Source organism: Blautia sp. DFI.9.10, from assembly GCF_024461705.1.
GTDB lineage: Bacteria > Bacillota > Clostridia > Lachnospirales > Lachnospiraceae > Blautia_A > Blautia_A fusiformis.
Genome location: NZ_JANGAA010000005.1, coordinates 69397 through 92734, shown reverse-complemented (window position 1 = coordinate 92734; position 23338 = coordinate 69397). Strand labels below are relative to the sequence as shown.

Here is a 23338-nt window from a genome sequence, read left to right as displayed (position 1 = left end):
AAAATGCACAAAAAAGAGAGAGGGTTCGAGTATAAATTGCACATCTACACAGTTGATTTTAGAACGCCATATGTTATAATTTCACTGGTAAAAAAATTTATGTGAGGGGTGAAAATTTTGAAAAAATTATTAACCGTCATGTGTACTTTTCTGACAGTATTTCTGGCATGTCCTGTGGGTGTATGGGCAGCCGGAAACGGTGGGACAGGATCTGGTGTGCCGGTGTGGCTTTGTATCCCTTTTGCGGGCCTTCTTCTGTGTGTTGCAGTGATGCCGCTGGTAAAGGGTGAGTGGTGGGAGTCACATCAGCCCGTTGTGGTTGCATTCTGGATCGTTCTTATGATCATTCCGTTTGCAGTTGTTTACGGTGCCGGAAAAACTGCGGAAACAGTACTGGAGTGCGTGATCAATGACTATCTTACATTTATCATCCTGTTATTCGGACTGTTCTGTGTATCCGGTAACATTACAGTTGAGGGTGATTTTGCGGGCTCACCAAGAGTAAATGTAGGACTTCTTGCACTGGGAACCCTGCTTTCCAGCTGTATCGGAACTACCGGAGCCAGCATGCTGATGGTCCGTCCGGTGATCAAAATGAATTCCTGGAGAAAGAGAAAGGGTCATATTATGATTTTTTTCATCTTTATGGTATCCAACATGGGTGGCTGCCTGACACCGATCGGTGATCCGCCGCTTCTGATGGGCTTCATGCGAGGAGTTCCGTTTTTCTGGAGCCTGCATCTTTTTCCGGTACTGATCTTTAATATGGTGATCCTTCTGTTTGTGTTCTATCATCTGGATATGCGCTCTTACAAGAAGGATATCTCAGAGGGACGTAAACCGGATATCAGCAAACCGGGTACCGAGTTTAAGATCGAAGGTCTTCATAATATCATCTTCCTTGTGATGATCGTTGTGGGTGTTATCTTAAGCGGAATGCTTCCCGGTATGCCTGCATTCCAGGATGCGGCCGGAAATGTAAAGGGGATTCATATTTTCGGTGAGGTTACTTTAAGCTTCCCGTCGATCATTGAGATCGTCCTGATCCTGGCAGCTGCATTTCTGTCCTTTAAAACAACGGATAAAAGGATCCGTGTGCGGAACCATTTTACCTGGGGTGCGATCAAGGAGGTTGCAGTACTTTTCATCGGTATTTTTATCACCATGCAGCCGGCCCTGATGCTTCTGAAAGCAGTAGGACCGAATCTCGGTATCACCGAGCCGTACCAGATGTTCTGGGCGACCGGAGCTTTGTCCAGCTTCCTGGATAATACACCGACCTATCTGGTATTTCTGACAACAGCGGGAACTCTCGGATTTACAAACGGAATCGCAACAACGCTGGGAACGGTTCCTGTAAAGCTTCTTTCTGCGATTTCCTGCGGTGCTGTATTTATGGGCGCCAATACATATATCGGCAATGCTCCGAACTTTATGGTCAAGACACTTTCTGACGAAAATGGTATCAACATGCCGTCCTTCTTCGGATATATGGCATGGTCCATTTGTTTCCTGGTACCGGTGTTCATCATCGATATGCTGGTATTCTTTTTATAAGGGAGGAGGATCAATATGCAGGATAATAACATTCGAGAGAAATGCAGAGAGCTTGCCACCAGACTTTATGAACTGGATGGCGAGGTTTATGAAAGCGTAGGATCTTCCCTTGGACGTACCTTCACCGGTGACAGAGAAGGCACTATCCGGAACTTAAGTGCTCTGATGTATACCAAACCGGACGGACATCTTCTTCGAAGCGAGATGGCACTGATCAGCAACATGGCCAGGACCATCAAGGATAAAGAAGAAAAAAGCCGTCTCATGAAGAAATATGATGAGATCTTTCAGGAGATCCTGACGCTGCCGGAGACTTTTGTTGCTATGGATATCATGGATAAGGAACGTGTGGCGCTGAATCATATGATCAAACGCAGGGAAAAAATCTCTGAGAATGACCATCTGGTCATCTGCATCAGCCGTACACAGGGAAGTGCCGGTAATGATATCGGTTTCGGACTGGCAGACAAGCTTCGGATCAACTATTATGATGTGGAGATCTTTGATCAGGTATTAAGGCGCCTTGAGGCGGAAAAGGGCGCGGTCAACGATGCGGAATATTTTGCGGATTTCAATAAATATGAGAAGAAGCATAAATTTGATCCCAAGGGCTGGTTCCGGGAATTCAACCGTTACCATGGTCTTCCGAAACAGGATGCGGTATTCTTTAACATGAGTGACCTGATCTGCGATCTGGCCTCAAAAGAGGACTGCATCATTATGGGAAGGTGTGCGGATGCGATCCTCAAGAACAACCACATTCCGCATATCAGTCTGTTTATCACAGCTCCTTTTGCTATCCGTGTGCAGCATGTTATGGATGTACGGAAGATGAATATGAAGCAGGCAGTCCGTTTCCTGAAGAAGATGGACAGCCAGCACAGACGGTATTACAATTTTTACGGCGGAGCTCAGTGGGGCAAGCCGGATAATTATGATCTTTGTATCAACAGTGCAAGCTACGGAATCAATGAAACGGAGAATTTGATCCTGAAGCTTTTGAATGATCAGATCCACTAAGAGATAAAAATATGAGCAGCACGGAAGAAAGAAAAAGTTCCGGAAGGGGTTTTTAGCTTAACAGGCTGCAAACAGAAAAAGAATCAGAACAGAGTTCCTGCATTCTGAGGTAACCTTCTGCCAGACAGAAATACCTCAGAATGCAGGAACTTTTTTTATATTTTGTTTATAAAAACTTAATCTTGATTAACTTTTTTCATTTAGGGGATTGACATTCGAAAAAACTTAGTATAAACTAACCTATGAGTTAGGACTGACTAATTAGACTGAGTTAATTAATAGAAAGAAACGGAGGGATTCCATGCAGCCGATTTTATTTTTACAGTCAGGTGATACTGGCACGATCAAGCGTATTTCCGGAGCGGAGGATACAAGAAGATTTCTTGCAGGCCTTGGTTTTGTTGAGAATGCGGAAGTGACAGTTATTTCTCAGTTTGACGGCAATCTGATCGTAAATGTCAAGGATTCCAGAGTAGCAGTCAATAAAGAAATGGCCAGACACATTATGGTGTGACCGGACTGCGAGGCAGTGACCGGTAGTGGATTTGCCCCAAACTGCGGAAGGCGCAGTTGAGGATAGATTAGGAATTGGAATATGAACAGGGAGGAAAAGAGAAATGACTTTACGTGATGCAGCAGTAGGTTCTACAGTAGTTGTTTCCAAGATCACCGGCGACCCGGCTTACAAGCGCCGTATCATGGATATGGGAATCACAAAAGGCAGCGAGGTTTATATCCGAAAGGTAGCTCCTCTTGGAGATCCGGTTGAGATCACCATCAGAGGTTATGAGCTTTCCCTGCGTAAGCATGACGCAGCATGTGTGGAAGTAAAGTAAATAAGCTTCGAAAAATGACAGAGCGTCAGGCTCTGACCTGAAAAAAGGAGGATGCAAAATGTCTGTAACAATAGCTCTTGCCGGAAACCCGAACTGTGGTAAGACTACAATGTTCAATGCTCTTACAGGCGCAAACCAGTACGTTGGTAACTGGCCAGGTGTTACTGTAGAGAAAAAAGAGGGCAAGCTGAAAAACCAGAAGGATGTAACGGTAACAGACCTTCCGGGTATCTATTCACTTTCCCCGTATACACTTGAGGAGGTTGTCAGCCGTGATTACCTTCTGAAAGAGAAACCGGATGTGATCATCGATCTTGTGGATGCAACAAACATCGAGAGAAACCTGTATCTTGCAACCCAGCTTCTTGAAATCGGTATCCCGGTTGTTATCGCTCTTAATATGGTGGATCTTCTGAAAAAGAACAACATCCATATCAATGTAAAAGGCTTAAGCTCCGCGCTTGGATGCCCGATCGTTGAGACCTCTGCTCTTAAAGGAACAGGCCTTAAAGAGGTTGTTGATGAGGCAATCAAATGTGCGAACCAGCACAGAGTACCATCGAAGCAGATGGAATTTCCGAAAGCAGTAGAAAAAGCTGTAAATGAGATCGAGGGATTTGTTCCTGCAAACATCGCTGAGGAGAACAAGAGATGGTATGCAGTAAAGCTTCTTGAGAGAGACAGCAAGGTAAAAGAAGGTCTGAACCTTCCGGCTTCTGCACAGTCCAGGATCGAGGAGATTGCTTCTGGCCTTGAGAAGGCAGAGGATGATGATACAGAGAGTATCGTAACGGATGGAAGATATCAGTACATCCAGAAGGTTGTTTCTGCAAACGTTAAGAGAAGCGGAAATAAGATGACAGTTTCCGATAAGATCGACCGTATCGTAACAAACCGTGTTCTCGGTCTTCCGATCTTTATCCTTACCATGTTCATCGTTTATTATGTATCGGTAACAACAGTTGGTACCATGGTAACAGACTGGACAAACGACAGCTTTGTGGGAACCATCCAGAGTGTTGTGTCGGATGGACTCGGCAATGCCGGTGTTGCTGACTGGCTGGTGAGCCTTGTATCAGATGGTATCATCGGTGGTCTTGGTGCAGTGCTTGGATTCGTTCCGCAGATGGCGATCCTGTTCCTGTTCCTTTCCATCCTTGAGGATTGCGGTTACATGGTTCGTATCGCGTTCGTCATGGACCGTGTATTCCGTCATTTCGGACTTTCCGGAAAGAGCTTTATCCCGCTTCTTATCTCCTCCGGCTGTGGAATCCCTGGAATCATGGCTTCCAAAACGATCGAGGCAGATAATGACCGTCGTCTGACGATCATGACAGCGACATTTATCCCATGTGGTGCCAAGCTTCCGGTTATCGCCCTTATGGGTGGTATCATGACCGCTTATGCAACCGGTGACTACGTAGCTGCTGGTTTCATCACACCACTGATGTACTTCATCGGTGTTGTAGCAGTTCTTGTATCTGCGATCATCCTGAAGAAAACAAAACCTTTCTCCGGTAAACCTGCTCCGTTCGTAATGGAGCTTCCACAGTATCACATTCCGTCTGTAAAGACAGTTCTGCTTCATGTTTGGGAGAGACTGAAAGGCTTCATCATCAAAGCCGGTACCATTCTTTTCCTTGCAACCGTTATCATGTGGATCCTTTCCAGCATCGGAAATACAGGAAGCGGAATCGGATTTGTTGAGGACAGCAACGACAGTATCATGGCTATCCTTGGCGGTATCCTTGCTCCGATCTTTGCTCCTCTTGGATTTGGCAAATGGCAGCCGGTTGCAGCCTCCATCTCCGGATTCTCCGCAAAAGAGTCCATCGTAAGTACAATGGGTGTTCTTGCAAACGTAGCTGGTGATGATGCAGAGGATACCATGATCGTTGGTGCAGCGATCAAAGCATGGTTCCCGACAGCAGTAGCAGCATTTTCTTTCCTGCTGTTCAACCTGCTTGACTCTCCGTGCCTTGCAGCTATTTCTACAATGGCACATGAGATGCAGTCCAGAAAATGGTTCTGGTTTGCAATTCTCTTCCAGAACATTTTTGCTTATGTTGTAACACTTTGTGTATACCAGATCGGTCTTGTTGTCACAGGTGCCGGTTCCTTCGGAATTGGAACGATCGTAGCGCTGATCCTTGCAGCGATCCTGCTCTTCCTTCTGTTCAGACCAGATCCGTACAAGAACCAGAACGATGTTACAAAGAGATCTGTACAGGCAGCAGAGTAATTGAAAACCGGTCATACAGTAACGATCCGGTACATATGATAGCTTTGAAATGATGCTGTAAGAACAGCTGAAATGATAAGAAATGCAGGAGACCGGGGATGTAAATACCTGGTCTTCTGTGCTATAATAAGCCTGAAGAAATATGGAAGTTTTTTTACAAAAGTATTCATCAGAGGCTGGCAGCAGTTCACAGGCTGTACAGCGAAAGAAAGGGTGACAGATATGAGTATGATAGCGGATATTATTGTACTGGCACTGGTGATCGCATATGGCGTATTTGTGATCAGTTATCTCTATTCAAGAAAGAAACAGGGGCTCAGCTGTGTCGGCTGTGCCGGTAACACACGTACAGGAGGCTGTGGCGGCAGCTGCTCCGGTCATTGCTCCGGATGCTCCGGCTGTAGTGGAATGCATAAGTAACCAGGAGGGAAAGAAATCATGGCAAATGCAATTGTTGTCATCGTTGTTATCATCATTATGCTGTTTGCCGGAAAAGGCGCATATAAACATCTGAAGGGCGAAGGCGCCTGCTGCGGAGGCGGCAGCAAGCCGGAGATCCCGAAGAAGAAGCTGGATGGAACCAAGCTGGGTGAGAAAACCATGAAGATCACAGGCATGCACTGTGAGAACTGTGTGGCCAGCGTCACAAGAGCGATCAACCGCATTGACGGTGCGGCAGCAAAAGTAAGCCTGAAAAAAGGTGAGGCAGTGGTTTCCTACGACAGAGAGATCTCCAACGAAGAGCTTAAGAAGGTAGTGGAAGACAGAGGATATCACGTAGTTTCTATCCAGTAAAGCTTTATCATAAGAATAACTTTGCCGCGGCTTCTGAGCCGGCAGATCAGAGAAGAGACTTCTCGGCGAAATGCTTTAAAATATTTCGCCTGGGGGTCTTTTTTTGTATAAAAAGTCAGAGTTGCAATTGACTCACTAATGTACACCATTGTATAATAAAAACAGAAAAATTCAGACGGAACGAAATATTTTCTTTCTATCCGGATGAGGCATTAAAACAAAATACAGCAGGAAACAGACTTTGACGGCAAGGAATATCCGAGCAGGAATCGTTGTTCATCCGGCACAGCTTAACCGAATCAGCTGCGAAGCAGTTATTCGGTTATGAACAAGCAGCAAATGCGGATCGCGAATATCCGCTTGACTTTGTTTTGTGAGCGGAATACGGGACTCTTTCACCTTGTGCGTGAAAGAGCTTTTTTTATAAAAAATACCTGCGGGAGCGGACAGAATGAATTAGGGAGGATTTTATGCTGAAGGTAGCAGTATACGGAAAGGGCGGTATCGGAAAGTCTACAGTGACGTCCAACCTGGCGGCGGCTTTTGCAGCCATGGGGAAAAGAGTGATCCAGATCGGTTGTGATCCCAAGGCGGATTCCACCATCAATCTTCTTGGGGGAGAACCTCTGCGGCCGGTAATGAATTATATGCGGGAAGAGGATGAGGAGCCGGAAAAGCTGGAGGATATTTCAAAGGAGGGTTTTGGTGGAGTCCTCTGCATTGAGACCGGCGGCCCCACGCCGGGACTTGGCTGTGCAGGCAGAGGTATCATCGCAACCTTTCAGCTTCTGGAGGATCTGAAGCTTTTTGAGACCTGGAAGCCGGATGTAGTGCTTTACGATGTTCTTGGAGATGTAGTATGCGGCGGTTTTGCGGCACCGATTCGGGAGGGCTATGCGGAAAAAGTACTCATTGTCACATCCGGAGAGAAAATGGCACTCTATGCAGCCAATAATATTTCCAGTGCTGTGCGGAATTTTGAAGATCGAAGCTATGCGAGGATCTTCGGAATCGTGCTGAATCACAGGAATGTGGAGAATGAAACGGAAAAAGTAAATGCTTTTGCAGAAAAAAATAATATCCCGATCGTGGGTGAGATCCCGAGAAGTGACGAGATCATCCGATGGGAGGATCAGGGCAAAACGGTGATCGAGGGAGATGAGAATTCTGAGATCAGTGAGAAATTTTTTGCACTGGCCAGAAAGCTGTTGGAAAGTGAAGAAACGGAGAAGGAGGATATATGAAAAAGAAAGCATATTTTGCAACTGCAGAAGAGCTGGCCCGGGGCGGGCTGGAAACGATCCCTCCGCAGATGATCTCCGGGAAGCATCTGATCTACAGCTCTCCGGCAACTCTGGCATTTAACTCTCCGGGAGCGGAGGGCTTTGGCGTAAAAAGAGCCGGGCTTGCAGTGCCGGATTCCATTATGCTGATCGTGGCACCGGGATGCTGCGGAAGAAATACTTCTCTTATCAGCTCCATGCCGGAGTACAATGATCGATTTTTTTATCTGATGATGGATGAGACGGATATTGTTACAGGCCGTCACCTGAAAAAGATCCCGAAAGCGGTAAAAGAGATCTGCGACTGCTGTGAGAAGAAGCCGTCTGTGGTGATGATCTGTATCACCTGTGTGGATGCACTTCTGGGAACGGATATGGAACGTGTCTGCCGGAAGGCAGAGGAAAAGGTGGATATTCCGGTGCGCCCCTGTTACATGTACGCACTGACACGTGAGGGCAGAAAGCCGCCTATGGTCCATGTGCGCCAGTCCTTATACTCCCTCCTTGAGCCACAGAAGAAAAAGGGAAATGTGGTCAATCTTCTGGGATTTTTTTCGCCGCTGGTTGATGACTGCGAGATGTATGAGCTGCTGCAGCAGGCAGGCGTAAAGACCATCCATGAGATCTCAAGATGTAAGGATTATGAAGAATATCAGACCATGTCACAGGCCAATTTTAATCTGGTGCTTCATCCGGAAGCGAGGTTTGCAGCGGAGGATTTTCATGACCGGCTGAAGATTCCTTTTATTGAGCTTCGGAGGCTCTACCAGACAGATAAGATCGAAAATCAGTATCGTGCCTTGGGACAGGTCCTTGGAGTCTCTTTTGATCAGGAAGTGTATAAAAAAGCAGCAGAAGAGGCTGTGGAGCGATTCCGTGAGGTCTGTCCGGATGCGTCCTTTGCTGTAGGGGAGTGCATGAACGGAGATCCCTTCGAGCTGGCCCTTGCCCTGGTGCGGTATGGTTTCCGGGTGCCGGAGATCTACGGAACTATCACAGCCGAGAATTTTGTATACATACGGCATCTTGCGGAATTGAGTCCGGATACAAAGGTTTTTTCCAATATGGAACCCACCATGCTGTATTACGATCCGTCCGGGAGCGGAGTGAACCTTACTATAGGAAAGGATGCAGGATATTATCACCGGGATCAGCCAAATGCCGTGTGGAATCAGGACCGGCAGCCTTATGGCTATGCGGGGGTACGCAGGCTGTTTGAAACACTGACAGAGAAAGTTTTGCAGAAGGGAGAAAAGGTATGAGAGGACTTCGGAAATATCTGACACCCTTTGCACCGGATCAGTCCGGAGCCGTGTCAGTGCTGTATGAGCTTGGCGGTATCATCGTGATCTGTGATGCAGGAGGATGTGCGGGAAATGTCTGCGGCTTTGATGAACCGAGATGGTTTGAACAGAAAAGTGCGGTATTCAGCGCAGGACTTCGGGATATGGATGCCATCCTGGGACGGGATGACCGCCTGGTTGCCAAGCTTGTGGATGCAGCAGAAAAGGTGGAGGCAGGCTTTGCAGCCATTATCGGAACACCGGTACCTGCTGTGATCGGAACGGATCATCAGGCACTGCGGCGGATGTGCGAGAAGAAAACAGATCTTCCGGTGCTTACGGTAAATACCAACGGAATGGAGCTTTATGATGCGGGAGAGCGGAAGGCTTATCTGGAGCTTTTTAAAGCCTTTGCCCGGGAAAAGCTGCCTGTGGAGGCTGGTAAGACAGGAGTTCTCGGAATGACACCTCAGGATGTCAGTGACCTGAAAGCAGCAGACAAGATCCGTGAAAAATTCCGTGCCAGAGGACAGAGAGCAGTCTGCTACGGAATGGGAGACGGGCTTGATGAGGTAAAAAAAGCCTCCTCTGCGGAAAAAAATATCGTGGTTTCTCCTGCGGCACTGGAATGTGCCAGATATCTGGAGAAAACCTTCGGAACACCTTATGAGGTGGGATATCCTCTGGCGGAAGAGCTGGTTCCTGATATGGATTATACAGGAAAAAAGATTCTCATCGTGCAGCAGCAGGTGATGGCCGGTTCCATAAGAGAGGAGCTACGGAAACGTGGTGCGGACGGAGAGATCACCGTGGCAAGCTGGTTTTCCATGGAAAAGGATCTCCTGGAGGAAGGCGATGTGTCATTAAGGGATGAGGAAGATCACATGGAACTGGCAGAGAAGGGCGGATATGACGTGATCTTTGCAGATCCATGTATGAAGCGGATGACAAAGGCTTTTTCAGGAGTGTTTGTGGATACAGTGCATTTTGCAGTATCCGGAAAATGCAGGTAGACCATAAGGGCAGGACATAAAGTTACATGCATGCTGCAGTCGAATCAGTGGAAACAGCTGCAGGGAATGGAGAAACATATGGAGCGGGAAATTACGAAAATGATCCGTGTTTACGGGATCGTACAGGGAGTGGGATTTCGCCCTACGGTGAGTCGTCATGCTATGGCAAGAGGAATCCGTGGCAGTGTGTCCAATAAAGGACCCTATGTGGAGATTTTTGCTCAGGGTAAGCAGCAGGATGTGGATGCCTTTATCGCAGATATCGGGAATAAGCCACCGAAGCGTGCAGCTATCCTGAAGCTTCTTGAAGAACCGGTGGAGGAACCGGAGAAATTTACACAGTTTGATATCATCGAAAGTGAGAAGACAAAGGGGGAAATCTTTGTTTCCCCGGATATCGCGATCTGCGATGAATGTAAGGCGGAGATGTTTGATCCGGAAAACAGGCGGTATCTGCATCCCTTTATCAACTGTACCTGCTGCGGTCCGAGACTGACGATCCTGGATTCGCTTCCTTATGACCGTGAACGGACCAGTATGAAGGAATTTCCCATGTGTCCCTCCTGTGCGGATGAGTACCATAACCCGGATACCAGACGCTATGATGCCCAGCCGGTGTGCTGTAATGACTGTGGCCCTGAGGTATACCTGGCGGGAAGAAAGGAACGGGGACGGGAGGCTATCACTTATACAAGGAAGATCATTGCTTCCGGCGGAATCGTGGCCATCAAAGGGATCGGTGGTTTTCACCTTTGCTGTGATGCTACCAGTGAGGAGGCTGTACAGCGGCTGCGGCAGCGGAAACGGCGTCCGGTGAAGCCTTTTGCAGTGATGGCACAGGATATGGAAGCTGTGAAGAAGATTTGTAAGGTCAGCGGGGAACAGGAGAAGATCCTTACCGGTCATCAAAAGCCGATCCTGCTGTTGGATAAGCTGCCGGGAGAAACGAGGCTTTGTGAGAGCATTGCACCCGGGAATCCCAAGGTGGGTGTCATGCTTCCCTATGCACCGGTTCAGCTGCTTCTTTTTCATTACGATGATGGGATCCGGATGCCCGGGCTTCTGGTAATGACCAGCGGAAATACTTCCGGGGCGCCGATCTGCAGAGATGATGAGGAGGCGGCAGAGGAGCTTTCCCATCTCTGTGACTGCATTCTTTCCCACAACAGGAAGATACGTATCCGGGCCGACGATTCGGTGATGGATTTCTATAAGGGTGAACCCTATATGATCCGCCGTTCCCGCGGGTATGCGCCTCTTCCGTTTATGGTCTCCACACCCTGGAAGGGCCAGGTGATCGCAGCAGGTGGAGAACTTAAGAACACCTTCTGCATTGGTGTGGATAACCGTTTTTATCCTTCCCCTTATGTGGGAGATCTTGAGGATCTTCGAACGGTAAAAGCCCTGAAGGAAACGATCGGGCGGTTGGAAACACTTCTGGAGGTGCAGCCGGAGGTAGTGGTCTGTGATCTTCACCCTAAATATAATTCCACAGTGGTGGCAGAGGAGCTAGGGCTTCCGGTTCTGAGGGTGCAGCATCATTATGCACACATTTTATCCTGCATGGCAGAAAATGACTGCGAAGAAAAGGTGATAGGGGTTTCCTTTGACGGAACAGGCTATGGAACCGATGGAACCATCTGGGGTGGAGAGCTCCTGGTTGCAGACTGTCAAGGATTTACAAGGCTTGGAAGTATAGAACCCTTTGTCCAGGTTGGCGGAGATATTTCCGCAAAAGAAGGCTGGCGGATCGCCGTTTCCCTGATCTGGCAGAATACGGGAAATCTGGAAAAAACCCTGGACACTGTCCGGAAACTGGGACTTTGCACAGATCAGGAAGCAAAGGTACTGGTGACTATGGCACAGCGGAAGATCAATGCCGTGACTTCCACCAGTGCAGGAAGACTTTTTGACGGAGTCAGTGCGATCCTGGGGATCCGGAGAGCGTCTACCTTTGAGGGAGAAGCGTCCACAGCACTGGAATTTGCGGCGGAGGCCTGGAGAAAGCAGCGGGAGATGCAGAAGAAAAATCCGGAAGAAAATCTGAAGATACGGATGTCAGAAAAGGAAGACATTCCGGAAAGCACAGGCATCTCAGAAGCGTCTGAAGATGAACGAAAATTTATTTTAAATACAGGTGAGATCGTTGCATATCTGGTCCGGGCAAGGCTTGCAGGAGAGGATCCCGGGAAGCTGGCTTATGGATTTCACCGGGCACTGGCAGATAAGATCCTTGCAGCCTGTGAGGAAGCAGAGCGGCAGACTGGAATCCGGAAAGTGGCATTAAGTGGCGGTGTCTTTCAGAACCGGCTGCTTCTGGAGCTGGTAGATGACGGCCTTACGGAAATGGGGTTTAAAGTTCTGAAGCACAGCCTGATCCCGCCGAATGACGGAGGGATCGCACTGGGACAGGCAGTGTATGGGATGGCTTATGTGCAGCGATACAGATAAATATAGATGAGATCATGCAGATACGGATCAAAAATGTTTTATGATAACGCATGGAGTATACAGCAGAAATGCAGGATGGGAGGCACAGATATGTGTGTAGGATTATCAGCAAAAGTAGTAAAGATCAGTGACGGAACAGCAGTGGTGGATGCAGGCGGCGCAAAGAGAGAGGTTTCCGCTCAGCTCCTGGGAGACCTGGAGCCGGGGGATTATGTGATGGTGCATGCAGGTGTTGCCATTGCAAAGATCACCGATGATGACGAGGAAGAGACAGACCAGCTGATGGAGGAACTGCTGTGATGGAAGAGAGGAAAAAAACAGCAAGAGAGATCATAGAAGGATATCAGGGACCGCCGGTGCGGATCATGGAGGTCTGCGGAACACACACCCACGAGATCTTCCGTCTGGGGATCCGCAAGCTTCTGCCGCCGCAGGTGGAGCTGATCTCAGGACCGGGATGTCCGGTCTGTGTAACACCGGTAGGATTTATTGACGAGGCCGTTTATCTTGCTCTGGAAAAACAGGTGACGATCTGCACATTCGGTGATCTTGTCCGCGTACCGGGAACAAAGAAAAGCCTTGCAGATGCCAGGGCAGAAGGCGCCAGGATACGGATCGTCTATTCACCGGCAGATGCAGAAAAATATGCGAAAGAGCATCCAAAAGAGCAGGTGGTATTTCTTTCCGTTGGCTTTGAGACCACCACGCCTGCCGGCTGTCTTTCCGTGAAAAAGGCCGGAGAGGACGGACTTTCCAATTATTCGCTCCTTGTGGCAAACAAGACCATGCCCCAGGCTTATCAGGCATTAAAGGGCAGTGCGGATGTGTTCCTTTATCCGGGACATGTCAATGCGATCACAGGAACTGCGCTCTGTGAGCAGCTGGCAGAGGAAGGTATCAGTGGTGTGGTGGCAGGCTTTACAGCGAAGGAGCTGCTTACGGCACTGGCTGTTGCACTGGTACGTTTTCAGGAAGGAAAACCGTTCTTTGTGAACTGCTATCCCCGTGTGGTAAAAAGTGAGGGAAGCCCGGAGGCACAGAAGCTGATCGAAGAACTGATGGAGCCCTGTGATTCCGAATGGCGCGGTCTGGGTGTGATCCCGGGGTCCGGCCTGGTGCTCCGGAAGGAGTGGGAAGCCTTTGATGCCAGAAAAAAATATGCAGTGCCGCCGATCCAGGGCAGGCCAAATCCGGCCTGTCGCTGTGGGGATGTGCTTCAGGGAAAATGCAGGCCATCAGATTGTAAGGTATTCGGAAAGGTCTGTACCCCGCAGCATCCGGTAGGTGCCTGTATGGTATCCAATGAAGGAGCATGTTCCGCATATTTTATGTACGGAAACTGATGTCCGCTTTAATGGACTGCGAAATATGATACATTACATATAGTACAAACGAAGGATCGTATCCGGAAGATCTGACAGGATGAAACCGATATGAAATTCCTTTGACCCAGCATAGAAAGAAGATAATATTATGGAAAATAAAACAGTGACCATGGCACACGGTGCCGGAGGCCGTCAGACCTCAGAACTGATCGATGAAGTATTCAAAGCGCATTTTGCAAACCCGGATCTCACAGCCGATGATGCGGCCGTGCTGGTTCCGCCTGCAGGAAAAATGGCAGTATCCACCGATGGATTTATTGTTTCTCCGGCATTTTTTCCGGGGGGAAATATCGGCAAGCTTTCCATCTGCGGAACCGTTAATGACCTTGCCTGTATGGGAGCAAAACCGATGTATCTTACCTGCGCTTTTGTCATTGAGGAGGGTTTTCCCATGGAGAAGCTGGAGGAGATCGCCGCAGCCATGGAAAAAACAGCAAAAGAAGCCGGAGTGCGTATTGTTTCCGGAGATACTAAGGTGGCAGGAAAAGGTCAGGTTGACGGTGTGTTTATCACAACAACCGGAATGGGTGAGATCCAGGAGGGCGTTCAGGTAGGCGGTGAGCTGGCAAAACCGGGAGATGCCATTATTGTAACCGGTGATGTGGGAAGACATGGATGCACCATTCTTCTGGCAAGAGAGGATTTCGGCATTGACGCAGATGTGACAAGTGACTGCGCACCGCTGTGGGGAGCTGTAAAAGAGGTACTGGATGCCACCCACAACATTCATGTGATCCGTGATGCCACAAGAGGTGGTGTCGGAACGGTTCTTTATGAGATCGCAGGACAGAGTAACGTAGGAATCCGCCTGGATGCAGCAGCTGTTCCGGTAGCTCCGGAGGTAAAGGGTGTCTGCGGCATGCTTGGCCTGGAGCCTCTTTATCTGGCATGTGAGGGACGAATGGTGATCATGGCACCAAAGGAAGAGGCAGGAAGGATCGTGGAAGCACTGCGTAAATGTCCTTATTCCAGGGACGCAGCCATTATCGGTGAAGTTACGGAAGAACAGTCGGGAAAGGTTGTCATGACTACGGAGATCGGAACGCAGGCACTTCTTCCGCAGCCGGGAGGAGAGCTTCTGCCGAGGATCTGCTGATAATATCGGAAAGGAGAGTCAGATCTTATGGAGACAAGAGTGGCATTGATCTCGATCATTGTGGAAAACAATGACGTGATCGATGATATCAACCGTTTTCTTCATGAAGCGGGAAAATATATTATCGGGAGAATGGGGATCCCTTACCGGGAAAAAGGCATCAATATCATCAGTATTGCCATTGACGCACCACAGGATGTGATCAGCTCCTTATCCGGAAAGATCGGACGCCTCAGTGGAGTTTCCGCCAAAACGGCATATTCCAATGTGATCACAAAAGCGGAGGACAGAAAATGATAAAAGTTGCGGTATACGGAAAGGGCGGCATCGGAAAATCTACTACGGTTTCCAATGTGGCAGCTGCCCTTGCGGAAAAAGGAATGAAAGTGATGCAGATCGGCTGTGATCCCAAGGCAGATTCCACGATCCTTCTCAGGCATGGAAAAAAAGTTCCCACTGTGCTGGAGCTTTATAACGAAAAACGCCAGGAGCTGAAGCTTACGGATATGGTGCAGATCGGATATGGGGGTGTAGTCTGTGTGGAAGCCGGCGGTCCTGCACCGGGGCTTGGATGTGCGGGAAGAGGTATCATTACTGCTCTCGAGAAGCTTAAGGAAAACGGAGCCTATGAGACCTATAAACCGGACATTGTTTTTTATGACGTACTGGGAGATGTTGTCTGCGGTGGATTTTCCATGCCCATGCGAAATGGGTATGCAGATAAGGTATTTATCATCACCTCCGGAGAAAACATGGCCATCCATGCAGGGGCAAATATTGCCATGGCAGTGGATAATTTTAGAAACAGAGGATATGCATCTCTTGGCGGCGTGATCCTGAACCGGCGGAACGTGCCGGGAGAGGAAGAAAAAGTCCGGGAGCTGGCAGAGGATTTTCATACGCGGGTAGTGGGAACGCTTTCCAGAAGTGCTCTGGTTCTGGAAGCAGAGAATCGAGGAAAAACTCTTCTGGAAGCTTATCCGGATTGTGAGATGGCAGAGGAGTACCGGACACTGGCCGAGCAGATTCTGAATGCATGCAGGGAGGAAGGCTCATGTTAAAAAGAGTTGGTAACAGAGAGCTTTCGGGAAAAACAGAAATATTTATAAAGGAAGCCTCTTTTCCGGTTCCCTTTCAGCCGGGGCTGGAATTTAATTCACCGGTCCATGGAAACTGGAATATCGTACATACGGGAATGCTGGTTCCGGAAGCAAGGCAGATCTACGTCTGTGCGGATAACTGCATGCGTGGCGTTGTGCTGACTGCCGCAGAGATGAATGCGGCAGACCGTTTTTCCTTTGTGATCGTGGAGGAAAAGGATCTTCTGGGCGGAAATCTGGAGGATGTGACCATTGAAGGAGTGACGGACATTCTGAACCGGCTGGATGAGAAGCCAAAGGCAGTCTTGCTTTTTACCGTGTGTCTTCATCATTTTCTGGGAAGTGATCTGGACCGCATCTACGGCGAACTGGAAGAAAGATTTCCGGAGATCTTTTTTATGCGATGCTTTATGGATCCTGTCATGCAGAAAACAGGTCCGACTCCGGATCAGAAGCTGCGCCGTGCCATGTATGATGCAGTACCGGAGAGGAAAGCAGATCCGGAATGTGTCACAGTCCTGGGCAGTGATTTTGTGCTGGATGAGAGTGCAGATATCTGCCGGATCCTGAAAAAGAACGGAATCCGTCTCCGGGAAGCACCGGCCTGTAAGAACTGGGAGGATTATCAGAGCCTGGGAGAGGGAAGCCTGATCCTTAACTGCTATCCGGCAGGAAAATTCGGAGTACAGCAGCAGGCGGAGAGACTTGGAAGGCCGTTTTTATATCTGCCCGGAAGCTTTGACTATGAGGAGATAGAGACGCAGGAAAAGTATTTGCTGGAGCTGCTGGATCAGCACAGCTGCGGTAAAAATGGCCTGGATATCAAAACGGAGATCCGAAAATGCGAGGAGGCTCTTTCCCATGCACACCAGATCATCGGTGACACTCCCATAGCTGTGGATTATCTTTTTCATCCAAGACCTCTGGGACTTGCAAAGCTTCTCCTTACCCATGGATTTCAGGTACAGTCCGTTTTTCTGGACAGTATCAGCCCGGAAGAAAAAGAAGTATTTTTCTGGCTGAAGGAGAATTATCCGGAACTCAGGCTGATTTCGACTGTTCGCCCGGAGATGAGAGTGCGGCCACGGCAGCATTTCGGAAAAATCCTTGCCGTCGGACAAAAAGCAGCCTGGTTTACCGGAAGCCGGAATTTTGTCAATATGGTACAGGGCGGCGGGCTCTGGGGCTTTGACGGGATTAGACGTACTGCACAGCTGATGCTGGAGGCATTTAATGAGGAAAAAGCTCCGGAGGATCTGATCGTTCGAAAGGGATGGGGGTGCGAAAGCTGCATATGAGACAGGCATATCGGATCATACCAATCTACACGGCAGACGTGTCGGGTGTCTGCTCCGCGTTGTATGAGCTTGGAGGAATGACAGTGATGCATGATCCCTCCGGCTGTAATTCTACCTATAATACCCATGATGAGATCCGGTGGTACGACCAGGACAGTCTGATCTTTATCTCAGGTCTTACGGATATCGATGCCATTATGGGAAATGATGAGAAATTTCTTCAAGATATCGAAGAGGCGGCAAAGGAGCTGAAACCGAAATTTATTGCACTTGCAAGTTCACCGATCCCCTTTATGAACGGAACAGATTTTCAGGGACTGGCCTGTGCACTTACAGCAAGGACCGAAATTCCGGTATTTTCGGTTCCGACCAGCGGCATGCACGACTATGTATACGGAGCAGGGCTGGCGCTGGCGGAAATCGCAAGACATTTCACAGGAGCAGCAGAGAAAATCGGAAGGTGTTCAGAAGCACCCACAGGATCTGCGGAAAGATCTACAGAGAAGAGAAGCAGAAAATTAAATCTTCTTGGAGCAACACCCCTTGATCTTGGCCCGCAGTCTGCAGTAGATGCCATGAAAAAACGTCTGAAAAACTATGGCTGGGAGATACTTTCCACCTGGGCTATGGGGGATACGCTGGAAGCTTTGTCCTGTGCCGGTGAAGCAGCGGTAAACCTTGTGGTATCCTCTGTGGGAATTCCGGCGGCCAATGTGCTGAAAGAAAAATTCGGTACGCCATTTCTCGTGGGGACTCCTGTGGAAGGCTATGAGGGGCAGATTTCAGATGCACTTGAGCGGATCGCGGATAGATCCTGTGGAGAGTGGGTAAATAAAAAGGATGACTCCGCGGAGGAAAGCGGAGGGCAGATCTTAGGGAAACAGGAGGAACTGTGGAAAGTAACTCCGGAGCAGGTAATCTATTTTCAGGGAAGGAACAGTCTGTCAGCAGTATCTGACCCTTCAGGAGAAAGCAGGGAAATGCCCGACAAAGATGAGGTATTTTTTTCCGTACCGGACATTACCATCATCGGAGAACCGGTTACCATGGGCTCCCTGGCAGCAGTCATAGAGCAGAAATACGGAAAAAAGGTTCAGCTGCTCTGTCCGCTGGAGATCACAGAGGGACTTTTGCGCAAGGGAGATGAAGCCATCTGTGGCGAGGAAGCCATGGAAGAAAAGCTGAAAACAGCCAGGATCATTGTGGCAGACCCACTCTATCGTCCGATCTGTCCGAAAACAGCCATTTTTTATGAGATGCCGCATATTGCGTTTTCCGGAAGGATATATCTCAGAAAATATTTTCCGGAATAAAGAGCGTTTCGTGATCATGTATATAAATATTATGCGGATGAGAAAACAGGGCAGCAGTGTGTATAATTGCAGGAAAATCACATAAACTAAATTATAAGAAACAAGAAACCGTAAAGGCGTTGCAGAAATATGCAGCGCCTTTTTCCGGCAGTAATACCGGAAATGGAGTATATATGGAGGGCTTTTTATGTGGGGATTTTTGTCAGCACTGATCTCAGGTGCACTGATGAGTATTCAAGGGGTATTTAACACAAATGTAACAAAACAGACCAGTCTGTGGGTTTCAACTGGCTGGGTACAGTTTTCTGCATTTCTGGTCTGTGTGGCAGCATGGTTTTTTACAGGCAGAGAAAGTATCGGCATGCTGTGGCAGGTAGAGGCTAAATATAATTTACTCGGAGGAGTGATCGGTGCATTTATCACTATCACAGTGATCCGGAGTATGGGAAGTCTGGGGCCTGCGCGGGCGGTTATGCTTATTGTCATTTCTCAGCTTGCGGTGGCTTATCTTATAGAATTGCTGGGGATTTTTGGTGTGGAAAGAGCAGATTTTCAGTGGAGAAAGCTGTTGGGAATGCTGATCTGTATTGCAGGTGTGGTTATTTTCAAATGGAAATAGAAATAAAAGTATTGTAATATTTGTAATACTTCGTTAAAATAAGGTATGGTTTTGCATGAGTAACGGGGCACCTGCCGCCACATCGGCGGAAAGGAGTGAACCGCCTACCTATGAAAATAAGATCACATATCAGAAGTGTTCGGCTTGTTTTTTCCATATTTTTGTTACAGATCCTGGCAGGGCTGACAGGCTGTAGGGATGACGGAACAGAATTTATGGAGAAAGAACTGGTGCAGGAAGAAAGTACGGAAGCATCCGGAATGGATGCAGAGCAGGAAGAACTGAAGGATACGGAAAGTGAAGTATCCGGGAAGGAATCCGCAGGGGCTGCGGCAGATATATCACAGAAGAAACAGAATGAGTCTGCGGAGGAACCGGCTCCGGAGGTTGAAAAACAGCTGCCGGAGATCTCAGACACCCCTCAGACCATTTATGTAGATATATGTGGAGCAGTGACCAGCCCGGGAGTCTATGAGCTTCCATATGGCAGCCGTGTTTTTCAGGCTATCGAGCAGGCCGGAGGATATCTTCCGGAAGCTGCGGCAAGCTATCTCAACCGTGCTAAGGGACTTTCCGATGGACAGCAGGTTTATGTGCCTACCCAGGCGGAGGTGGACAGCCAGCGGATCGCAGCTACCCAGGATGGATCGGAAGTCACAGCAGAAAACAGTACCGAAACGGCGAGCGGACAGAAATCCTCCGGAGAGGATTCCGGTGAAGCTGAGACTGCATCTTCCACAGAGCAGAAGATCGATCTGAACACCGCTGATGTATCCCAGCTTACTACTCTCACAGGTGTAGGGGAGTCCAAGGCCCTGGCGATTATCGCTTACAGGGAAGAGAACGGTCCCTTTACTTCAGCAGAGGATATCATGAATGTACCAGGCATCAAAGAAGGAACCTATGAGAAGATAAAGGATAAAATAGCAATAAAGTAAGGAGCGCTAAATGAGCAGGAAAGTATTGGTAGTAGATGATGAGAAACTGATTGTCAAGGGACTTCGCTTCAGTCTGGAGCAGGACGGAATGGAAGTGGACTGTGCCTATGACGGAGAGGAAGCACTGGAAAAAGCAAAAGCAGGAGAGTACGATATCATCCTTCTTGACCTGATGCTTCCAAAAATGGACGGTCTTGAGGTATGCCAGCAGATCCGTGAATTTTCCAATGTTCCGATCATCATGCTTACAGCAAAAGGAGAAGATATGGATAAGATCCTGGGTCTGGAATACGGAGCTGATGATTATGTCACCAAGCCTTTCAACATCCTGGAAGTCAAAGCCCGCATCAAGGCGATCATCCGCCGTGCAGGCAGCAAACAGGACAAGCAGGAGAAGGCCAAGACTGTGGAAGTCGGAGAACTGAAGCTGGACTGCGAAGGACGCCGCGTATTTATCTCCGGAAAAGAGATCAACCTCACAGCCAAGGAATTTGATGTGCTGGAACTGCTGGTATTCAATCCGAACAAGGTATACAGCAGAGAAAATCTTCTGAATATCGTATGGGGCTATGAATATCCGGGAGATGTCCGTACCGTAGATGTACATATCCGCCGCCTGAGAGAAAAGATCGAGGCCAATCCCAGTGAGCCGAAATATGTACACACCAAATGGGGTGTGGGCTACTATTTCCAGGCATAACCTGTGAAGTTCAAAAAGAACGGCAAATTTTTCAAAAGTCTCCGCTTTCGTATTCTGATCATCCTGATCATACTGGGAATCGTACCGAGTGTCATCGTAACGGAAATGGTCATTGCCAACTATGAAGATCGTGCCATTGCTAACCGTGTGCAGAGCATGGAGAACATCTGTGACATCATGTGCGACCTGCTGATCAAGGAGAATTATCTGAATGACACCAGCTCTCAGACGGTGAACAGCAAGCTGGAATTACTGTCCAACAGCTATGGTGGCAGGATTCTCATTGTAGACAGGGATTTCAGGATCATCAAGGATACCTATGGCGTGGATGAGGGCAGGACTCTGGTTTCCCAGAAAGTATTGAACTGTTTTAAAGGAGAAGATGCCTACCAATATGATTCTGATAGCCAGAAGCTGATCCTGGCAGTTCCGGTAAAAAGTCCGGATGTAAAACAGGTGCAGGGTGCCATGATGATCATGGCATCTTCCAGTGAGGTGACAGCAACTATCCATGAACTGGAGCAGAAAGGGATTCTGATCATCGGTATCATTGTAGTGCTGGCCATTTTTCTGGGTTATATTCTTTCCACGATCCTGGTGAAGCCATTTGCCAGGGTAACGAAAGCAATCGAGGACCTTACAGACGGATATCAGAATGAGGAGATCTCGGTACCGGATTATACAGAGACAGCTTTGATCACAGATGCATTTAACAAGATGCTTTCCAGAATGAAGACGTTGGATGAATCCAGACAGGAGTTTGTATCCAATGTGTCTCATGAGCTGAAGACACCTATGACTTCAATGAAAGTTCTGGCGGATTCGCTGGTAGGACAGCAGGGGGTTCCGGAGGAACTGTATCAGGAATTTCTTTCTGATATCACAGAAGAGATTGACAGAGAGAACAAGATCATCACCGATCTGCTCTCCCTGGTAAAAATGGACAAAAAAGCAGCAGATATGAATATCAGCAATATGAATATCAATGAGCTGCTGGAGAATATCCTGAAGCGTCTCCGTCCTATTGCAGATCAGAGAAGGATTGACCTGATCCTGGATTCGTTCCGACCGGTAACCGCAGATGTGGATGAGGTGAAATTTACCCTTGCCATCAGTAACCTGGTCGAAAATGGTATCAAATACAATGTAGATGAGGGATGGGTCCGCGTAACACTGGATGCGGATCATAAGGATTTCTATGTGACGGTTGCAGATTCCGGCCTGGGAATACCGGAAGATTCCATTGAACGGATCTTTGAGCGTTTTTATCGTGTGGATAAATCCCATTCCAGAGAGATCGGCGGAACCGGTCTTGGACTTGCTATTACAAGAAGTTCTATAGCCATGCATCATGGGATCATCAAGGTATCCAGCAAAGAGGGCGAGGGAACCACATTTACCGTGAAGATCCCGCTGTCCTATATCCCGTCCTAGGAGGTACAGCATGAAAAAAACGATTTTGATCATCTGTGTGGCCGCTGCCTGCATCCTTTTTGGTCTGGTTGCTTTCATAGGTTTGTCGGGAAGAAATAAAAACGAAGAACAGCAGTATAGATTTTATTATATCAACAGCGATGAAACGAGACTGAAAGAAGAAAAATATACTCCGGAGAAGGAAACAACAGAAGTGATGCTGCGCAATTTTTCCGAGAGTCTGAATAACCGTGAGACCCGGGAAGACGGAATCTCACTTTTTCCGGATGGGGTAAAGATTTCTTCTTATTCTATACAGGATGGAGTCCTGAACGTAGAATTCAATGAGGCCTATGATAAAATGTCACGTACCAGGGAACTTCTGGTGCGGGCAGGTATAGTGAAGATCTTTTTACAGGTTCCAGGAGTGGATTCTGTGGAGATCTATGTGGGTAAAAAGCCGCTGACAGATACCAGGGGTGAAGAAGTGGGAGCCATGAACAACGACACCTTTGTGGAGTTTTCCGGGTCCGATGGGGATGTGTACAGCTATGACACCTTTACTCTGTATTTCACAAATAAAAACGGAGATAAACTGGTAGCGGAACAGAGAAGTGTCCGCTACAGACGAAATCTTCCGAAGGCTACGGTGGTTTTGGAGCAGCTTGCAAGAGGTCCGCTGGAAAAAGGACATTATCCTACAATACCGGAGAATTCAGAGGTACTTTCGCTGACGAGAGCAAACGGAATCTGCTATGTGGATTATAATTCCGTATTTCAGGATTATGCGCTGGATGTTTCGGAACAGATTGCCGTGTATTCGGTGGTAAATACGCTGATCGCGGCAACGGATGTGGACAAAGTTGAGATTTCCATCGAAGGAAACAAGGAAGTGACTTTTGGCCAGAATATGCAGCTTTATAAGTTCTATGAATGGAACGACAGCCTGCTGGCAGATACAAAGACCAAAAAAGAGCAGAAAAAATAAATACATTT

Annotated in this window: 23 protein-coding genes; all 23 read left to right on the top strand. The window is 48.1% G+C overall.

Features of this window, described 5'->3' with window-relative positions; all coding sequences use genetic code 11:
- The first annotated feature begins 117 nt into the window (after positions 1-117).
- The 23 genes from NE671_RS04880 to NE671_RS04770 all read left to right on the top strand — a co-directional run bounded on the left by NE671_RS04880 (position 118) and on the right by NE671_RS04770 (position 23330).
- The gene (locus NE671_RS04880; RefSeq protein ID WP_173758585.1) at positions 118-1557 is read left to right on the top strand and encodes a sodium:proton antiporter; all 1440 of its coding nucleotides are present in this window, start codon (positions 118-120) and stop codon (positions 1555-1557) included.
- Between the two features lie 15 nt (positions 1558-1572).
- Positions 1573-2577 carry a cytidylate kinase-like family protein gene (locus NE671_RS04875; protein ID WP_256163733.1) on the top strand — a complete coding sequence of 335 codons (1005 nt, stop codon included), beginning with the start codon at positions 1573-1575 and terminating at the stop codon, positions 2575-2577.
- A gap of 301 nt (positions 2578-2878) precedes the next feature.
- Positions 2879-3091: a FeoA family protein gene (locus NE671_RS04870; RefSeq protein WP_015525999.1), complete on the top strand. Its 213-nt coding sequence runs from the start codon at positions 2879-2881 to the stop codon at positions 3089-3091.
- A 103-nt stretch (positions 3092-3194) separates the two neighbouring features.
- On the top strand, positions 3195-3413 hold the full coding sequence (locus NE671_RS04865) for a FeoA family protein (protein WP_015525998.1): 219 nt from the start codon (positions 3195-3197) through the stop codon (positions 3411-3413).
- A gap of 58 nt (positions 3414-3471) precedes the next feature.
- Complete coding sequence (feoB, locus tag NE671_RS04860; RefSeq protein WP_118608099.1) at positions 3472-5655, top strand: ferrous iron transport protein B; 2184 nt, start codon at positions 3472-3474, stop codon at positions 5653-5655.
- A 72-nt stretch (positions 5656-5727) separates the two neighbouring features.
- Positions 5728-6075 (top strand): FeoB-associated Cys-rich membrane protein, encoded by a 348-nt coding sequence (locus NE671_RS04855; RefSeq protein ID WP_244094837.1) that lies wholly within the window; start codon positions 5728-5730, stop codon positions 6073-6075.
- A gap of 18 nt (positions 6076-6093) precedes the next feature.
- Complete coding sequence (locus tag NE671_RS04850; RefSeq protein WP_021651583.1) at positions 6094-6450, top strand: heavy-metal-associated domain-containing protein; 357 nt, start codon at positions 6094-6096, stop codon at positions 6448-6450.
- 470 nt (positions 6451-6920) lie between these two features.
- A complete protein-coding gene (locus NE671_RS04845) occupies positions 6921-7694 on the top strand; it encodes a nucleotide-binding protein (RefSeq protein ID WP_021651581.1) in 774 nt (257 codons plus the stop codon).
- Positions 7691-8995: a nitrogenase component 1 gene (locus NE671_RS04840; RefSeq protein WP_256163732.1), complete on the top strand. Its 1305-nt coding sequence runs from the start codon at positions 7691-7693 to the stop codon at positions 8993-8995. Before NE671_RS04845 ends, NE671_RS04840 begins: the two co-directional genes overlap by 4 nt.
- The gene (locus NE671_RS04835; protein ID WP_256163731.1) at positions 8992-10029 is read left to right on the top strand and encodes a nitrogenase component 1; all 1038 of its coding nucleotides are present in this window, start codon (positions 8992-8994) and stop codon (positions 10027-10029) included. Before NE671_RS04840 ends, NE671_RS04835 begins: the two co-directional genes overlap by 4 nt.
- Positions 10030-10107: 78 nt before the next feature.
- Positions 10108-12480 carry a carbamoyltransferase HypF gene (gene hypF, locus NE671_RS04830; protein WP_256163730.1) on the top strand — a complete coding sequence of 791 codons (2373 nt, stop codon included), beginning with the start codon at positions 10108-10110 and terminating at the stop codon, positions 12478-12480.
- A 90-nt stretch (positions 12481-12570) separates the two neighbouring features.
- A complete protein-coding gene (locus NE671_RS04825) occupies positions 12571-12780 on the top strand; it encodes a HypC/HybG/HupF family hydrogenase formation chaperone (RefSeq protein WP_022426401.1) in 210 nt (69 codons plus the stop codon).
- Positions 12780-13823 carry a hydrogenase formation protein HypD gene (gene hypD, locus NE671_RS04820; protein ID WP_015525988.1) on the top strand — a complete coding sequence of 348 codons (1044 nt, stop codon included), beginning with the start codon at positions 12780-12782 and terminating at the stop codon, positions 13821-13823. The genes NE671_RS04825 and hypD overlap by 1 nt, the downstream gene beginning before the upstream one ends.
- A gap of 130 nt (positions 13824-13953) precedes the next feature.
- The gene (hypE, locus tag NE671_RS04815) at positions 13954-14961 is read left to right on the top strand and encodes a hydrogenase expression/formation protein HypE (RefSeq protein WP_015525987.1); all 1008 of its coding nucleotides are present in this window, start codon (positions 13954-13956) and stop codon (positions 14959-14961) included.
- A gap of 27 nt (positions 14962-14988) precedes the next feature.
- The gene (locus NE671_RS04810; RefSeq protein ID WP_015525986.1) at positions 14989-15258 is read left to right on the top strand and encodes a TM1266 family iron-only hydrogenase system putative regulator; all 270 of its coding nucleotides are present in this window, start codon (positions 14989-14991) and stop codon (positions 15256-15258) included.
- On the top strand, positions 15255-16022 hold the full coding sequence (locus NE671_RS04805; protein WP_173758555.1) for a nitrogenase iron protein NifH: 768 nt from the start codon (positions 15255-15257) through the stop codon (positions 16020-16022). The genes NE671_RS04810 and NE671_RS04805 overlap by 4 nt, the downstream gene beginning before the upstream one ends.
- Positions 16016-17359 carry a nitrogenase component 1 gene (locus NE671_RS04800; RefSeq protein ID WP_015525984.1) on the top strand — a complete coding sequence of 448 codons (1344 nt, stop codon included), beginning with the start codon at positions 16016-16018 and terminating at the stop codon, positions 17357-17359. The genes NE671_RS04805 and NE671_RS04800 overlap by 7 nt, the downstream gene beginning before the upstream one ends.
- A complete protein-coding gene (locus NE671_RS04795; protein ID WP_256163729.1) occupies positions 17356-18672 on the top strand; it encodes a nitrogenase component 1 in 1317 nt (438 codons plus the stop codon). Before NE671_RS04800 ends, NE671_RS04795 begins: the two co-directional genes overlap by 4 nt.
- A 187-nt stretch (positions 18673-18859) precedes the next feature.
- A complete protein-coding gene (locus NE671_RS04790; RefSeq protein WP_021651570.1) occupies positions 18860-19291 on the top strand; it encodes a DMT family transporter in 432 nt (143 codons plus the stop codon).
- Positions 19292-19401: 110 nt separating this feature from the next.
- Positions 19402-20229, top strand: a complete 828-nt coding sequence (locus tag NE671_RS04785; RefSeq protein ID WP_173740782.1) for a helix-hairpin-helix domain-containing protein — start codon at positions 19402-19404, stop codon at positions 20227-20229.
- A gap of 10 nt (positions 20230-20239) precedes the next feature.
- Positions 20240-20929 carry a response regulator transcription factor gene (locus tag NE671_RS04780; RefSeq protein ID WP_015525979.1) on the top strand — a complete coding sequence of 230 codons (690 nt, stop codon included), beginning with the start codon at positions 20240-20242 and terminating at the stop codon, positions 20927-20929.
- A gap of 3 nt (positions 20930-20932) precedes the next feature.
- Positions 20933-22363, top strand: coding sequence for a sensor histidine kinase (locus NE671_RS04775; RefSeq protein ID WP_022426407.1), 1431 nt, complete (start codon positions 20933-20935; stop codon positions 22361-22363).
- A gap of 10 nt (positions 22364-22373) precedes the next feature.
- Positions 22374-23330, top strand: coding sequence for a GerMN domain-containing protein (locus NE671_RS04770; protein WP_173775971.1), 957 nt, complete (start codon positions 22374-22376; stop codon positions 23328-23330).
- The last annotated feature ends 8 nt before the right edge of the window (positions 23331-23338 follow it).